This is a genomic window from Bradyrhizobium sp. JR4.1 (assembly GCF_040548605.1).
Classification (GTDB): domain Bacteria; phylum Pseudomonadota; class Alphaproteobacteria; order Rhizobiales; family Xanthobacteraceae; genus Bradyrhizobium; species Bradyrhizobium canariense.
Genome location: NZ_JBEPRY010000009.1, coordinates 124,971 through 139,551, shown reverse-complemented (window position 1 = coordinate 139,551; position 14,581 = coordinate 124,971). Strand labels below are relative to the sequence as shown.

The following is a 14,581-nucleotide window of genomic DNA, read 5'->3' as shown; positions in this document are numbered from 1 at the left end:
CGGTTCAGCGGCAACACCTTCGCCGGCCTCGACGATAGCCAGTGCCGGGCCATGCACGAATATGGCCAGATGCGTAACGATGTCGGCGGATTCGACGAATCCCAGCTCCGCAACCAGGCGATCCGCTTCCATTTTCGCCGAGCCTGCGGCTCCATCATGGTCGAAGCCTGCAAAAGACACGGCGACTACCGCGTCACCGCGATGGAGCTCATCTACAAAAGACGTCAAGGCACGGCCATTGTCGCGGCCTCGAAGCTGCATGAGGTTGATCAGGGCTGCATCCGCGAGCGGTGCACGGCACGCAATGCGGCCAACCTCTTCCTGGACCAGCACAATCTCGCGCAAGCCGCCTTCGGCGGGAGAGGCTGCAATCTGGGTCAAACCCTGGGCGGCCAGTTTCTTCCACAGCCAAGGGGTCGCCTGGGCGGCCTTGTCCGACACGTCCTCAAAGAATCCCCGGACGGCTTCCTTCAAGATCTGACGATCCTCGTCCGAGGGCAACTCCCGCAGCATTCTGGCGGCCTTTTGCAGTTTGGTCCTACCATTCTACTTTTGTGAGAAGTCGCGGTCAACGCCAACGCGCTATGGCGAGAATCGTCGGCTTCGCCTATATGTCGCTGCAGCTTCGAACCATCCGGGTGGATATGAGCGCTTCACAATTGCCGGCGAAATCCAAGACAGAGGCTGCGCCGATAGCGCAGTTCCAACGAATTAGGTCGCCCCGCGCGTTCGACGAGATTGCCGCTCAGATCCGAACGGAGCTCTCCACCGGGAGACTCGCGGTCGGCAACCGTCTGCCATCCGAGCGGGCGCTGTCGGAGCAATTTGGCGTCTCTCGCAATACCCTTCGTGAGGCTTTGCGCTCGCTCGAGCACGCCGGTCTGATCCGCCTGCAGAAGGGGGCCCGCGGGGGCGCTTTCATCAGCCAGCACAGCGGTGAGGCTATCGCGACCGGGCTGATGGACATGTACCATGTCGGTACCATCCAGCCGGCGCAATTGACCGAGGCCCGCATCTGGCTCGAATCTGTCGTGGTCCGGGAAGCGTGCCGACGCGCAACGGCCGCGGACATCGACATGCTGAACCGCAATATCGACGAAGCGCAGGATGCGCGCCGCCGGGGCGACTTCGCAGGCCGCGCCGAGAGGCACATCGAATTCCACAGAATGCTGGCGCGCCTCACCGATAATCCGATCATGGTCATTGTCATGAACGGGGTGCTCGACGTGCTCACTCATTTCGTGCAGCGGATCGGCGAGTACGACAACAGCTTCGTGCTTCCGTCACGCCGTCGCTTCATGGAACACTTCACTGCAGGCGAGGCCGAAGCTGCCGTGGCCGAAATGGAATCCTGCCTGAAGCGGCTGCAGCGCAGCTACATGTCGCGCATTCAGGCTGCCGAGAGTGCGTCAGCCACCAAAGCCGCTCCACGCGGCCGCCGGTCTCCCCCGACTACGCAGCGTTAAATCCACTCACTGCGCAACCTCGATCTGTCGCCTGTACGCGTCCATCCCGGATGGAATGCAGACGCACGCGGCCGGTCGACGACCGCTCACGTCCAAATTGCCCGATAGCACTACGCGCGGTCTCCCCTCCGCCCGCGGCGGATCCGTTGACATGGCATCCGACCATGCTACTGTGGCAATGGTTCAACCAATAGGTCGCGGGCAAATGGCTACAAATCCGTCTCTCGGAGAAACGTTGGCGGTGTTGCTGGCGCGCGATATCGCTGATGGCGAGAAGGTCATCATCGGAACCAATTCCGACATCCAGCTTGCGGCCTGCAATCTCGCGCGCCGCCTGCAGGCGCCGCGCTTGTGGTGGATTTCCGGTCCCGGCGGAATGGTCAATCCGACGCGCGATCATCTGCTGTCGACTGCCGACTACGAGAACCTCGAGTCCGCGGAGTCCTGGATGGATCTGCCGGTCATGATCGACTTCATCGATTGGAAGGTCCACTTCTTTGATTTTGCCATCTTGTCGGCACTGCAGGTCGACCGCTTCGGCAACATCAATACGGTGGTGGTCGGTGATCAACGTAAGCCGCGCGTGCGCGGACCGGGAACCGTCGGCATCAGCGCACTTTGCGGTCTAGCCAAGCGGTTCTACGTGTGCCTGACCCGCCACGACCGGAGCGCGTTCGTGCCGCGGGTCGATTTCCTGTGCGGCCCCGGTCACATGGAAGGCGGCGATTCCCGCGAGCGCATGGGTCTGCCACCCGGCGGTCCCAGATTGGTGCTGTCGCCGCTTGGGGTCTTCGATTTCACGCCCGACAGCAAGGCCATGCGCGTGAAGTCGATCAGTCCAGGCGTGTCGCTCGAGCAGATCCGCGACTCCACGGCCTTCGACATCGTCGTTGAGGGGACGCCCCCGGTGACGACCATGCCCACCGATCATGAGCTCGAGTTGCTGCGCAAACATGTCGACCGGCGTGGCGATCTCCGGCGCAAATTTCCCTGATCACGAGACGGATCTCCTCCAATCAGACCGACAGGCAAGCTGAAGTCCCATGACCAAGAGCAAGATCGTTTCCGTCGATGAGGCCGTAGCCGGGATCCCGGACGGAGCCAAAGTCGCCCTTGGCGGCTGGATATTCAATTCGCAGCCGATGGCGCTCGTGCGCGCGTTGATCCGCAAGGGCGCACGCGACCTGCACCTGATCCCTGCGCCCGGCTCGATCGCCCCGGACATGCTGATCGGTGCGGGATGTGTCGCCTCCACCGTCTGCGTCTTCATCAGCTTCGAGCAGTTCGGCTTGGCGCCGCATTTCCGGCGTCACGCGGAGAGTGGCGCGCTCAGGGTCTACGATCTGGATGGACCGGGCATTGCCGGCGGACTGCGGGCGGGCATTTGCGACCTGCCTTACATGCCGGTGCCCGACCTCGGGACCGATCTGCCGAAGTTTGCGCCGGAGCATTACTGGCCGCTGCCGTCCAAGCCCGGCGAGCGCAAGATGCTCGCTGTCGCCGCCGTCAAGCCGGACGTCTGCCTGCTGCACGCCCAGCAGGCTGACGAGCATGGCAACGTCCAGCATTTGGGGCCACCCTTCTTCGACGCGATGATCGCCCAGGCGTCCCGGCGGGTGATCGTCTCGGTCGATCGCATCGTGTCGACCGACACGATCAGGCGCAGCAATCATCTGACCAAGCTGCCGAGCGCGATGGTCGATGCGATCGTGGAAGCGCCTTTCGGCGCGCATCCGACGGCCTCACCCTCACTGTACCGCTCCGACGAAGCGCATTTGAAGGAATATGTGAAGAGCAGCGCCGGCGCAGAAGCCTTCAGCTTCTATCTTGACCGGTATGTCCGCAACGCCTCGTCCAGCGCTTATCTCGACACGATTGGCGGCAGCCGGCTGGCGGCGCTTGCGGTCTCCGAAACCAATCTGAAATGAGCATCGATATGCCGACCGGATCGGCCCGGCCTGGAATCCTCGACGGAATTCGCGTCCTCGACTTCACTGCCATGATGTCCGGCCCCTATTGCACGCGGCTGATGGCGGACCTCGGCGCCGAGGTGATCAAGGTGGAGCCGCCGGAGGGCGACCACATCCGGTTGCGTCCGCCGATGCGGGATGGTCGGAGTGCTTATTTCGCGCAGCTCAACGCCGGCAAGAGCAGCATCGCTCTGGATCTCAAGCAGCCTGAGGCTCGCAAGCTGATCTACGAATTGGTACCCCAGTGCGACGTGCTCGTGGAGAACTACCGCCCCGGCGTGATGCGGCGGCTCGCGCTGGACTACGAAACCCTTGCCAAGCTCAATCCCAAGCTCGTGTACTGCTCGATCTCGGGTTTCGGCCAGGAGGGATCCTGGTCCGGACGGAGTGCGTATGCGCCGGTGCTCCACGCAACCTCGGGCTACGACATGGCAAACCTCGATTATCAGGAGGGCAATGTCGAGCGTCCGCTGAAGAACGGAATCTTCATTGCCGACGTTCTCGGCGGCTCGACGGCATTCGGAGCCATTCAAGCCGCGCTGTTTCGGACACTCAAGACGGGGCAGGGCGACCATGTCGACGTATCCTTGCTCGATGCCATGGTGGGCATGCTGGTCTACGAGTGCCAGGAAGCGCAATTCCCGGCCGAGCGCCGCCGGCCGCTCTATCGACCCACGCAGGCCAGCGACGGCTTTCTGCTCGTCGCTCCCGTGAGTCAGAACAATTTCGAGGCTTTGGCCCGCGGCGTCGGCCATTCGGAATGGATTAGCGATGCGCGCTTCGCAACCAGCAGCGCCCGCGAGCACCACTGGTCCGAATTGATGAACCTGCTCGACGACTGGGCGGCATCGCGAACGGCCGCGCAATGCGAGGCGATCCTCACCGAAGCCGGTGTGCCATGCTCTCAGTACCGGACCATCCGCGAGACCATGGCGCTGCCGCCCATCCAGGAGCGCGGCGTATTTGAGGAGATCGATGACGGGGCCGGGCCGCTACGTATTCCCAATCCGGCGTTCCGGTTCGCGCACAGCGCGGCCAATGTCCGGAACAAGGTGCCTGCGCTCGGCGAGGATGGACCAAGGCTGTTGCAGAGTCTCTTGGGGCTGAGTCCGCAGGCGATTGCGGCGCTGCGCGAGAGCAAAGTTCTTCGCGGCGTGGAAGAGAGGACCGTCGCGGCGGCCGAGTAGCCGCTATGGGTCATCAGGAATGTAGAAGTCGTTGATCGCCTGCCGCTGGGCTTCCGTCCTGGACCCCTTGAGCACGGCGACATGAAAGAGGGGACCAGGGTTGAGCGCTGCAAATTTTCAAATCCCCGACGATATCGTGGCCGTGCTGACGGACCCCGCGGCCTATGGCACTCAGCGTATCTTCGATGCCTATCGCTGGCTGCGCGTCAATCAGCCGCTCGGAAAGGCCAGCCCGCGCGGCTTCAACCCTTTCTGGGTCGTCACGCGCCACGCGGACATTCAGACCGTCAGCCAGCAGAGCAAGCTGTTTCGCAGCAGTGATCGCCCGGTGGCGTTGCAGAGCAGCAAAGCCGAAGCCAGGATCGAGGCGGCAACGGGTGGCAACGGGCTGCTCCGCACCCTGGTGCAGATGGATGCGCCCGATCATCCCAAGTTCCGGGCATTGACGCAGAAATGGTTCACGCCGGGCAATTTGCGTTCGATCGAAGGCAAGATTCGCGACATCGCGAGAAGCTATGCAGATCGCCTCGCGATGACCCGCGGGCGTTGCGACTTCGTCTCTGAAATCGCACTCGGGTTTCCCCTTCGGGTCGTGATGACGATCCTGGGCATCGATCCGGTTCATGAGCCCAGGATGTTGCGCCTGACGCAGGAGTTCTTCGGCACCAAGGACCCGGACAACGCGCGCAAGGGTCAAAATGACGGCGCCGCGGCTCTGTCGGACGTCGTCTCGGAGTTCGGCGAGTTCTTCTCGTCCGTGGTTGCGGACCGGCGCGCCAATCCGTCCGATGATCTTGCAAGCGTCATAGCCAATGCGCAGATCGACGGCGAACCGATTTCCGACCTGGATGCGCTGAGCTATTTCGTGACGATCGCCACCGCCGGCCACGACACGACATCGTCCTCGAGTGCAGGCGGGATGTGGGCGCTTTGCGAGCATCCGGAGCAGTTCGAGCGGCTGAAAGCCAATCCTGCCCTGATCCCCGGCTTTGTCGACGAGGCGATCCGCTGGACCACGCCGGTCAAGCATTTCATGCGCACGGCGGCCGAGGACACCGAACTCGACGGCCGCTCCATTCCGCGCGGCGATTGGCTCATGCTCTGCTACGCCTCCGCCAATCGGGATGAAGCCGTCTTCCAGGATCCTGACGCGTTCCGGATCGACCGGTCGCCGAACCGGCACCTCGCCTTCGGCTACGGGGCCCATCTGTGCCTCGGACAGTATCTTGCCAAGCTCGAGATGCGGATCCTCTTCGAGGAATTGTTACAGCGGATTTCGTCCGTCGAGCTCGACGGCGCCGGAGCAATGACCGTTTCCTGGTTCGTCAACGGGCCCAAGCGGCTCCCGATCCGCTTTCAACTCCATTGATCGCTCGCCACACATCGTTTCCGCATGGTTTGACGAGGACTGCGCAATTGCAAGAGAGAAGACGAGCATGAAGATCACAGCCGCAGTCGCAGTTGCGCCGGACCGCCCGTTCGAGCTGATCAGCTGCGATCTGTCCGATGATCTTGCGCCCGGAGAGGTGCTGGTGCGCATCGAGGCCTGCGGCATATGCCATACCGATCTCGCGGTGAAACTGCAGCATATCCCCGTGCCGCTACCCAAGGTTCTCGGTCATGAGGGCGCGGGCGTGATCGAACGCATCGGTCCGGGCGTGGTCGGGCTGGCCGAGGGAGACAACGTGCTGATGAGCTTTGGCTCGTGCGGCGCATGCGGACAGTGCCAACTCGGCGCGCCCGGCTATTGTGATGAGTTTGGGATGATCAACCTGTTCGGTCAGCGGCGCGGCGGCTCAGGGCTCCGTTACCGCGGCGCCGAGCTTGGCGGCTCCTTCTTTGCGCAATCGGCATTCGCAACCCATGCCATTGCCACGGCGAGGAACGTCGTGAAGATCGGCAAGGATCTGCCGCTCGCGCTGCTCGCGCCCATGGGATGCGGGATACAGACCGGCGCGGGCGCAGTACTCAACGTGCTGTCCCCTCGGCCCGGTGCGTCAATCGCGGTGTTTGGCGTCGGCGCGGTCGGGATGGCGGCGATCATGGCTGCCAAGCTGGCGGGCTGCAGCACGATCGTTGCCGTCGACATCCGGGGCGAACGGCTTGCCCGAGCGCGCGACGTCGGAGCAACCCACATAGTCGACGGCCGGACATCCGAACTTGCCAAGGCAGTCGCCGCGCTCGGCAGCGGCCGCGGCGTCGATCATTCGATCGACACCACGGGTGTGCCCGAGGTGGTCGCGGCCTCGATCGCGTGCCTGCGGCAGCGCGGGTCATCCGCTCAGGTCGCCGCACCGCCGCGCGGGACGCGGTTTCCTGTGGAGGCGAACGTCCTGGTCGGCGGAGGTCTGACGGTGCGGGGCGTCGTCGAGGGTGATGCCGTGCCCACGATCTTCCTGCCGCGCCTCGTCGACTTCTTCCGCCAAGGGCGGCTGCCGCTCGACAGGATTGTCAGCTTCTATCCGTTTGAAAAGATCAACCAAGCGGTCGAGGACATGGAAACCGGCGCAATCGTCAAGCCGGTGCTGCGGATGAACTGAACGGGAAGCCAGGGAGGATGCGATGCAAGATACGAATTTAGATCAGGCGATCGTCGACGACAAAACTTACGGTGCTCTCGACAGGCAGCATGTCCTGTTCTCGACCCTTCGCAAGGAAGATCCCGTGCATTGGACCGAACCTCCGGGCTTTCGTCCGTTCTGGACAATCAGCAAGCATCAGGATGTCATCGAGATCGAACGGCAGAACGAGAGGTTCATCAACGCGCCGCGCACCAAGCTGTTGTCCATCGATTTCGAGACAAAGGTCCGGGAAGCGATGGCGGGCCGTCCAATGCTGGTTCGCGCGATCAATCATATGGATAATCCGGATCATGCCAAGTACAAGAAGATCACGCATGCCTGGTTTCAGCCGCGTGAAGTGCGTCATCTCGAAGACAGGATCGCTTTGATCGCACGGACCAGTGTCGACCAGATGCTGGAAAAGGGAACCGAGTGCGACTTCTACAAGGATGTCGCAGGGTGGTATCCGCTCAAGGTCATCATGCTCATCCTCGGAATTCCGGATGAACATGGCCAGCGACTGCTCGACATCACCCGAGCGTATTTCGGCGGCGGCGATGCGGAGATGCAGCGTGGCAATGACCTGATCGATGCCACCTTCGCCTATGTGAACTTCTTCAAGGAGGTGGCGCGGGAACGACGGCAGAATCCCACGGACGACCTCGCCAGCATCATTGCGACAGCCGAGGTCGACGGCAAGCCGATAGGCGAATTCGAGACCTCGTCCTATTACGTGGCGCTCGCCAGTGCCGGTCACGACACGACCAGCGCAACGCTCTCCGGCGGTCTGCTCGCCTTGATCGAGAATCCCGGAGAGATGCGGAAGCTGAAGGAAAATCCAGATCTCATTCCCGCAGCCGTCGAGGAAATGGTGCGCTGGGTATCTCCGGTGAAGCATTTCTTCCGGACCGCGACCGAGACCTATACGTTGCGCGGCAAGACCATCAAACAAGGCGATAACCTGCTGATGGCCTATCCGTCTGCGAATCGGGATGAGGATGCCTTCGAGCGTCCCTTCGCATTTATCGCCGACCGGACGCCGAACCGCCACGTCGGCTTTGGTTTCGGCATCCACGCCTGTCTTGGAATGTATCTCGCGAAGGTCGAAATGATTGCCTTCATGCGCGAGCTGCTCTCGCGCGTCGATGGAATCGAACTTGCTGGCGAGCCGGCCTGGACCGAGACCACCTTCGTCGGCGGCTTGAAGCGGCTTCCAATCCGTTTCTCGCGACTCCATTAGAAGATGACCGATCTGCGCGCCCGGAAAGCGGGACCGGTAGGTGTGATGTGTGGAGCTGAGGGATGGATCTGACGCCGAGCGAAGCGCAGCAGATGCTGCGCCATAGCGCGCAACGGTTTATTGCTGAACATTGCGACCCGGCCGCACGTCGCCCTGCGATGCAGGATCCCATGGGATTCAAGCCCGACAACTGGCGCAAGTTTGCGGATCTGGGCTGGCTCGGGCTTCCATTTCCGGAAGAGGTTGGCGGCTTCGGCGGAGGGCCCGTCGAGGTCGCGATCCTGATGGAGGAGTTCGGCCGGGGACTAGCGACCGAGCCCTATCTCTCGACGGTGCTGCTGGCTGGGGCCCTGGTTGCCGAATGCGGCACGGAAGAGCAGCAGAAGGGGTTGCTGCCGGCCATCATCAACGGCGAACGTCTGTTGTCGTTCGCTCACTACGAGTCGGACGCAAGGGCAGGTCTTTCCGAGGTCCACACCGTGGCGCAGACAGACGATCATGGTTGGACGCTCCACGGACGCAAGATCGCCGTGCTCGACGCAGTCTCTGCGGACGTCCACCTTGTGTCGGCGCGTTTGCCCGGTGCGCAGGGCGCCGGACTTGCTCTCTTCCTGGTGCCGAAGGATGCCGCAGGAGTGACGCTGCGCGATGCACCACGTCTCGGTGGGGGCCGCGTCGCGGAACTGACATTCGACCAAGTCCGGCTTGCGCCCGATGCGCGGCTCGGAACCGGTGCGGACGTGCTGCCGACCATCCAGAGCGTCGTCGATCGGGCGATTGTTGCGCTCAGCGCAGAGGCCGCCGGCATGATGAGAAGCATGTTCGATGCCACGCTCGACTATACAAAGGTGCGCAAGCAATTCGGCCGACCGCTCGCGGCGAACCAGGTGATCCGTCACAGGCTGGCCGACATGTATGTTGAATGCGAGGAGGCCCGAGCGATGGCGGCGCGTGCGGCTCTTCTCGTGGGAGCCGATACCGATTCGACGCAGCGGTCGCTCGCCGCGTCCGGCGCCAAGGTGAAAATCGGCCGCTGCGCGCGCAATGTCGCGGAGCAAGCGGTGCAACTCCACGGCGCGATGGGCGTCACGGACGAACTCGATCTCGGCCTCTATTTCAAGCGGCTGCTGGTCTTCGAAGCACTTTTCGGAAGCGTGGATTATCATCTCCAGCGTCACGCCACGTTATTTGGCAACTCCCGAGCGGAATGAGGTCAGTCATGTCGCTATCGTTCACGCCCGAGGAATTACGGTTCAGAGATGAGGTGCGAGCATTCATCGCGGCGCGTCTTTCTCCCGAGCTGCGGCGGGCCAGCTCCCTCAACGTGTCCTTCTTCTCGGATCCCGATATCGTCGCGCCATGGCAAAGGGCTTTGCATGAGCGAGGCTGGGTCGCACCCGGTTGGCCCCGGGAGCATGGTGGCCCGGGCTGGACGGCGACGCAGCGATGGATCTTCGAATCCGAGTGTGCCGCGGCAGGGGCGCCGCAGCTGTCTCCCATGGGTATCAAGATGGTCGGGCCGGTCTTGATGCGCTTCGGGACCTCGGAGCAAAAGAAGTTCTACCTGCCTCGCATCCTAAGCGGCGAAGATCGGTGGTGCCAGGGCTATTCGGAACCGGGCTCGGGATCGGACCTTGCCTCGCTGAAGACACGCGCCGTTCGCCGGGGCGACCACTACGTCGTCAACGGCACAAAGATCTGGACAACGCATGCGCACTTCGCAAACCGCATGTTCGCGCTAGTCCGAACCAGCGACGAGCCGAGGCAACAGGACGGCATCAGCTTCCTGCTCATTGACATGGCATCGCCCGGCATCACCATTCGCCCGATCATGATGATCAGCGGGGACCATGACGTCAATCAGGTGTTCTTCGACGAGGTGGAAGTCCCCCTCACCAATCTCGTCGACGAGGAAGGGCGGGGCTGGACCTGCGGCAAGTATCTGCTCGAATTCGAGCGGGGCGGCGGAATCAACTCGCCGAAACTGAGATATGCGCTCGAGAAGGTGCGGGAATTGGCCAACTCCGGCTTGTCCTACAAGGCGATAATGCTTCAGGAGATCGCAACCAAACTGTCGGAAATCGAGCTCGACGTCCAGACACTGGAGTTCCTCGAATTGCAGGTGTTGTCAGCCCTGCAAAGAGGCGAAAATCCAGGACCGGTGTCGTCCGTCCTCAAGCTGCGTGCGAGCGAGATCCACCAGGCCATCTCGCGCGTGGGAGTTGAAATGGTCGGACAAAATGCGCTGGTGGAGGAAACGCGCCGTCCTCTCCATGCCCTTGAGGACCGGCCGCTCATCCCGGAAGAAGTCCTAAGCGTGGTGCCCCGTCATCTCAACGGCCGCGCCAACACGATCTTCGGCGGGAGCTCGGAAATCCAGCGCGACATCATTGCCAAGCAGGTGCTCGGGCTTTGAAGAAATCACCGAATGAGATTGATGCGGTCGCGCCGGGGACGGTCCGGCAAGGCGTCGACGTCAAAGGCCGGGAGCGATCCCGGCCAGTTCTTCACGCGAGTCGAAAGCCGGAGTCCGGAAGCGACCTCAGACCATAGCGGGGATCTGGCAAGCTTCCGCATATTCCCGCTTTAGCTTCAGGACCAGGTCCGCTACCGCCGGAATGTCGTCGATCAGATCGATCCCCTGACCCGCGCTCCACAGGTTCTTCCAGGGTTTCGCGCTCTCAGGCAGATGGTCGTGCCGCATGCCCTTACCCTTCGGCTCGGGCAAGGCGTCCGGATTGAGGCCAGCAGCGCGCAACGACGCGGCCAGCCAGTTCGCGGCCACGCCGGCAACCTTCTCCGTGTAAATCAGGTTTGCGGACGTCTGCGATACGATCATGCGCTTGTATTCGTCGGGCGCCAGCGATTCCCTGGTGGCGATGAACCTGGTCCCGAGATAGGCCAGGTCGGCGCCGAGCACTTCCGCCGCACGGATGGTGGCGCCGTCGGAAATGGCACCGGCCATGACGATCGTCCCGTTGAAGATCGAGCGGACCTTGCGGATCAATGCGAGGTGGCTGATCGTTCCGGAGTGGCCGCCACCCCCAGCGCCGATGCAGATCAGGCCGTCGACGCCGGCTGCGATGGCGCGCTCGGCGAACGGGATGCTGGTGATGTCGTGGAAGACCTTTATTCCACGATGATGCGCCTGTTGAACAATCATCCTGGGATTGCCGCCGACGGTGATGACGATGTCAACGTTTTGTTCGGCGCACAGATCGAGGTGGCTTCCGATCTGGTCTTCCGGCGTCTTTGCAGACAGGTTCACCGCAAGCGGACCGACCGGTCCCGGCGCCTGCGCGGCGTGTTCGCGCAGATCCGCGGAGATCGTGCGCAGCCAGTCAGCGAACTCGTCGAACGAGCGGGCGTTCTGGCGTGGCAGAGCGCCAATCACGCCCGCCTTGCAGGCCTCGCGAACGAGATCAGGGCCGCTCACAAGGAACATCGGCGCGCAGACGGCAGGCAACGAAAGCGATTGCCGAAGCTTTGGATCGAGCGACATGAAGGTGCTCCTGAGTCGTCGTCAGCCCTGATCCGGGGCGAACATCGGGATCATCGTCCCGTCCTCGGCCGGCTTGAAGACGACCTGGACACGTTGCCCGATCCGCAGCGAATCGAGGTCGCAATCGACGATATTGCTCAACATCGTGATGCCTTCGTCGAGCCGCACATAGGCAATCGCATAGGGTGTGGGACCGGCGCGGCGGGTGACGCTGACGCTGTAGATCTCACCCTTGCCGGCGACGTCGCTCCATTCGGTGTCGCCGAGACAATAGGGGCAAAGCGGCCGCGGATACCAATGCAGCTTGCGGCAGGAAACGCAGGTTTTCACGCGAAGCGACCCGCTGGCCGTTGCGGCAAAGAACGGCTCCGTTGCGGCGTCATGCACCGCTGAGCCGAGCGGCCGGTCCTGATACATCGTCGTCATCTCATGCGCGCTCCATGATGAGGGTGGCACTGCCATGGCGCGAGCCGAGCAGGCCGCCGGTGCCCTGGGCCAGGGCAAGGCTGCAATTTGGAACCTGCACCTTGGGGTGGGCTTCGCCGCGCAGTTGGCGGACGGCCTCGATGACCTTGGTGATGCCGCCGCGGTTGGCAGGGTGGTTGTTGCAAAGTCCGCCGCCGTCGGTGTTGAACGGCAGCTTGCCGACTCCGGAAATCAGATTGCCGTCCGCGACAAAACGTCCGCCCTTGCCCTTCTCGCAAAACCCGAGATCTTCGATCTGCATCAGCACCGTGATGGTGAAGCTGTCATAGATCGAGGCATATTGGATGTCGGACGGCTTGACACCGGCTTCCCCGAACGCGCGAGGACCGGACCACGCTGCGCCCGAGAACGTCAGGTCGACCTGCCCGTTGAGCTGACCTTTGATCGCTTCGCCGGCGCCGAGAACGTTGACGATGGGACGCTTTAGCGAACGCGCGATCTCGGGGCGAACGACGAGCAGGGCACCGCCGCCATCGCTGACGACGCAACAGTCAAGGCGGTGCAAGGGATCGGAGATCATCGGCGAGGCGAGGACATCGTCGACCGTGACCTGTTCGCGCAACATCGCATTCGGATTGTGCTGCGCGTGAGTCGCGGCCGCGACCTTGATCCACGCCAGCTGTTCGCTCGTCGTGCCGTACTCGTACATGTGGCGGGCCGCCGCCAGCGCATACATGTTGACCGTCACGGGGGCATAAGGCGCCTCCCAGGGTACATCGGGCGTTCCGGCGCCGACGAGCCTTGGCGCCACGCCGCTCGATCCCTCGCTTCTCGGCCGGCCCGCGAGCGTGATCAGGGCCACGTCGCACTTGCCCATGGCAATCGCCTGGGCGGCATGCGAGACGTGAACCAAATAGGCGGACCCGCCGGTGTCGGTGGTGTCCACATGGCGCGGCCGGAGCCCCAGATAGTCCGCCATGCTGTTCGCGCCGAGGCCCGGCGCGTCGCCCGCGCAGAAATAGCCGTCGACATCCTCAAGGCGCAGGCCAGCGTCTTCCAGGGCCCCGCGCGCACATTCGGCGTGCAGCTGGGCGACGGTCTTGTCCGGTGCTTTTCGGGTGGGGTGCTCGTAGGCGCCCGCGATGCAGGCTTTGCGTCGAATGCTCATCAGGTCTCTCGAGCTCATGTCAGCGCTGGCCGCCCATCTGCACTGTGCATTGTTGACCACGACAGGCCGGGTCTATATCATTGGTTCAACCAAAGACCAATAGGGCTGCATCTGTTTTTGGCGGGACCGGTCCCGAGGGGAGGGCTGTCGGCGATGGTTGATTATGCAAAGACGCGGGCCTGGCGCTCCGGCGACGTCCGCCACGCCTACACGGCAAGAGACACCATTCTCTACGCACTCGGCGTCGGTGCCGCGAGCGATCCATCGGATGAGCGGCAACTGCGCCTCGTCTACGAAAAGGATCTCGTGCCACTTCCGACCATGGCGACCGTTCTGGCCTCGCCGGGGGCCTGGATGAGGGACCATGCGGAGCTGGGCATCAATTTTGCGAAAATGGTGCATGGCGAGCAGTCCGTCCAGATGCATGCCGCACTTCCTCCAAGCGGAGTTCTCATCGGCAAGAGTCGCGTCGCGCGGCTTGTCGACAAGGGCGAGGGCAAGGGCGCCATCATGCATGTCGAGAAGGAACTATGGGACGAAGCTGACCAACGATTGGTGGCCGTCAGCGAGCAGGTGCTCTTCCTTCGCGGCGATGGCGGCTTCTCACAAGCCGCCGGCGGCGACGAACCCGCCGCCGCTCCGACGCCAGTCCCCGATCGTAGGCCGGACCGCGTCATCACGTTACCCACGCGCCCGGACCAGGCCGTGCTTTATCGCCTGTCGGGAGACCTCAATCCCCTGCATATCGACCCCGCGGTTGCCAACAAGGCCGGCTTCCGGAGGCCCATCCTGCACGGGCTTGCGACTTACGGATTTGCCTGTCGCGGCTTGGTGGAAACCTTCTGCGACGGAGATCCCGCAGGGCTGAAGACGATCCGCGCCCGGATGTCCGCGCCGGTCTTTCCTGGAGACACGATCCAGCTCGAATGCTGGCGCCTCGATGACCGCATCGCATTTCAGGCGCGTGTCGTCGAGCGCGATGCGCTGGTTCTCAGTCACGGCTGGGCAACGACCTGATTCGCGCGAAGCGGTGCGCACACAATGTGTTGGACTTCACCAGA

14 protein-coding genes are annotated in these 14,581 nt (G+C 62.9%); 11 read left to right on the top strand and 3 right to left on the bottom strand.

Annotated features, from left to right (window positions below; genetic code table 11):
- Nucleotides 1-51 precede the first annotated feature (51 nt).
- The 10 genes from ABIB90_RS19820 (at nucleotide 52) to ABIB90_RS19775 (ending at nucleotide 10,840) form a co-directional block, all read left to right on the top strand.
- On the top strand, nucleotides 52-558 hold the full coding sequence (locus tag ABIB90_RS19820; RefSeq protein WP_354201246.1) for a hypothetical protein: 507 nt from the start codon (nucleotides 52-54) through the stop codon (nucleotides 556-558).
- A gap of 53 nt (nucleotides 559-611) precedes the next feature.
- Complete coding sequence (locus tag ABIB90_RS19815) at nucleotides 612-1,466, top strand: FadR/GntR family transcriptional regulator (RefSeq protein WP_354170133.1); 855 nt, start codon at nucleotides 612-614, stop codon at nucleotides 1,464-1,466.
- 241 nt (nucleotides 1,467-1,707) lie between these two features.
- On the top strand, nucleotides 1,708-2,460 hold the full coding sequence (locus ABIB90_RS19810; RefSeq protein WP_354201245.1) for a CoA-transferase subunit beta: 753 nt from the start codon (nucleotides 1,708-1,710) through the stop codon (nucleotides 2,458-2,460).
- A 49-nt stretch (nucleotides 2,461-2,509) separates the two neighbouring features.
- Complete coding sequence (locus ABIB90_RS19805; protein ID WP_354170137.1) at nucleotides 2,510-3,394, top strand: CoA transferase subunit A; 885 nt, start codon at nucleotides 2,510-2,512, stop codon at nucleotides 3,392-3,394.
- On the top strand, nucleotides 3,391-4,623 hold the full coding sequence (locus ABIB90_RS19800) for a CaiB/BaiF CoA transferase family protein (RefSeq protein ID WP_354170139.1): 1,233 nt from the start codon (nucleotides 3,391-3,393) through the stop codon (nucleotides 4,621-4,623). Before ABIB90_RS19805 ends, ABIB90_RS19800 begins: the two co-directional genes overlap by 4 nt.
- Before the next feature lie 100 nt (nucleotides 4,624-4,723).
- A complete protein-coding gene (locus ABIB90_RS19795; RefSeq protein WP_354170141.1) occupies nucleotides 4,724-5,992 on the top strand; it encodes a cytochrome P450 in 1,269 nt (422 codons plus the stop codon).
- A 67-nt stretch (nucleotides 5,993-6,059) separates the two neighbouring features.
- Nucleotides 6,060-7,163 (top strand): NAD(P)-dependent alcohol dehydrogenase, encoded by a 1,104-nt coding sequence (locus ABIB90_RS19790; protein WP_354170143.1) that lies wholly within the window; start codon nucleotides 6,060-6,062, stop codon nucleotides 7,161-7,163.
- A gap of 22 nt (nucleotides 7,164-7,185) precedes the next feature.
- The gene (locus ABIB90_RS19785; protein ID WP_354170145.1) at nucleotides 7,186-8,424 is read left to right on the top strand and encodes a cytochrome P450; all 1,239 of its coding nucleotides are present in this window, start codon (nucleotides 7,186-7,188) and stop codon (nucleotides 8,422-8,424) included.
- Between the two features lie 62 nt (nucleotides 8,425-8,486).
- Entirely contained in the window at nucleotides 8,487-9,635 is a 1,149-nt protein-coding gene (locus tag ABIB90_RS19780) for an acyl-CoA dehydrogenase family protein (protein ID WP_354170147.1), read from the top strand.
- Nucleotides 9,636-9,643: 8 nt separating this feature from the next.
- On the top strand, nucleotides 9,644-10,840 hold the full coding sequence (locus tag ABIB90_RS19775; RefSeq protein WP_354170149.1) for an acyl-CoA dehydrogenase family protein: 1,197 nt from the start codon (nucleotides 9,644-9,646) through the stop codon (nucleotides 10,838-10,840).
- A gap of 126 nt (nucleotides 10,841-10,966) precedes the next feature.
- Here ABIB90_RS19775 and ABIB90_RS19770 read toward each other — a convergent pair whose 3' ends face one another.
- From ABIB90_RS19770 to ABIB90_RS19760, 3 genes are read right to left on the bottom strand one after another with little or no spacing between them, the layout of a single operon-like run.
- Entirely contained in the window at nucleotides 10,967-11,926 is a 960-nt protein-coding gene (locus ABIB90_RS19770) for an NAD(P)H-dependent flavin oxidoreductase (RefSeq protein WP_354170151.1), read from the bottom strand.
- A 21-nt stretch (nucleotides 11,927-11,947) separates the two neighbouring features.
- Nucleotides 11,948-12,352 (bottom strand): Zn-ribbon domain-containing OB-fold protein, encoded by a 405-nt coding sequence (locus ABIB90_RS19765; protein ID WP_354170153.1) that lies wholly within the window; start codon nucleotides 12,350-12,352, stop codon nucleotides 11,948-11,950.
- Nucleotide 12,353: 1 nt separating this feature from the next.
- A complete protein-coding gene (locus tag ABIB90_RS19760; RefSeq protein WP_354170155.1) occupies nucleotides 12,354-13,520 on the bottom strand; it encodes a thiolase family protein in 1,167 nt (388 codons plus the stop codon).
- A 153-nt stretch (nucleotides 13,521-13,673) separates the two neighbouring features.
- On the opposite strand from ABIB90_RS19760, the gene ABIB90_RS19755 reads away from it, so the two are divergent.
- Nucleotides 13,674-14,537, top strand: coding sequence for a MaoC/PaaZ C-terminal domain-containing protein (locus tag ABIB90_RS19755; RefSeq protein WP_354170157.1), 864 nt, complete (start codon nucleotides 13,674-13,676; stop codon nucleotides 14,535-14,537).
- The last annotated feature ends 44 nt before the right edge of the window (nucleotides 14,538-14,581 follow it).

Excerpts from the sequence above, each read along its gene's own strand:
- ABIB90_RS19760 (WP_354170155.1), bottom strand. The coding sequence starts at position 13,520 with ATGAGCATTCGACGCAAAGCCTGCATCGCGGGCGCCTACGAGCACCCC.
- ABIB90_RS19755 (WP_354170157.1), top strand. The coding sequence starts at position 13,674 with ATGGTTGATTATGCAAAGACGCGGGCCTGGCGCTCCGGCGACGTCCGC.
- ABIB90_RS19775 (WP_354170149.1), top strand. The coding sequence starts at position 9,644 with ATGTCGCTATCGTTCACGCCCGAGGAATTACGGTTCAGAGATGAGGTG.
- ABIB90_RS19805 (WP_354170137.1), top strand. The coding sequence starts at position 2,510 with ATGACCAAGAGCAAGATCGTTTCCGTCGATGAGGCCGTAGCCGGGATC.
- ABIB90_RS19815 (WP_354170133.1), top strand. The coding sequence starts at position 612 with ATGTCGCTGCAGCTTCGAACCATCCGGGTGGATATGAGCGCTTCACAA.
- ABIB90_RS19785 (WP_354170145.1), top strand. The coding sequence starts at position 7,186 with ATGCAAGATACGAATTTAGATCAGGCGATCGTCGACGACAAAACTTAC.
- ABIB90_RS19780 (WP_354170147.1), top strand. The coding sequence starts at position 8,487 with ATGGATCTGACGCCGAGCGAAGCGCAGCAGATGCTGCGCCATAGCGCG.
- ABIB90_RS19800 (WP_354170139.1), top strand. The coding sequence starts at position 3,391 with ATGAGCATCGATATGCCGACCGGATCGGCCCGGCCTGGAATCCTCGAC.
- ABIB90_RS19770 (WP_354170151.1), bottom strand. The coding sequence starts at position 11,926 with ATGTCGCTCGATCCAAAGCTTCGGCAATCGCTTTCGTTGCCTGCCGTC.
- ABIB90_RS19790 (WP_354170143.1), top strand. The coding sequence starts at position 6,060 with ATGAAGATCACAGCCGCAGTCGCAGTTGCGCCGGACCGCCCGTTCGAG.
- ABIB90_RS19765 (WP_354170153.1), bottom strand. The coding sequence starts at position 12,352 with ATGACGACGATGTATCAGGACCGGCCGCTCGGCTCAGCGGTGCATGAC.
- ABIB90_RS19820 (WP_354201246.1), top strand. The coding sequence starts at position 52 with ATGCACGAATATGGCCAGATGCGTAACGATGTCGGCGGATTCGACGAA.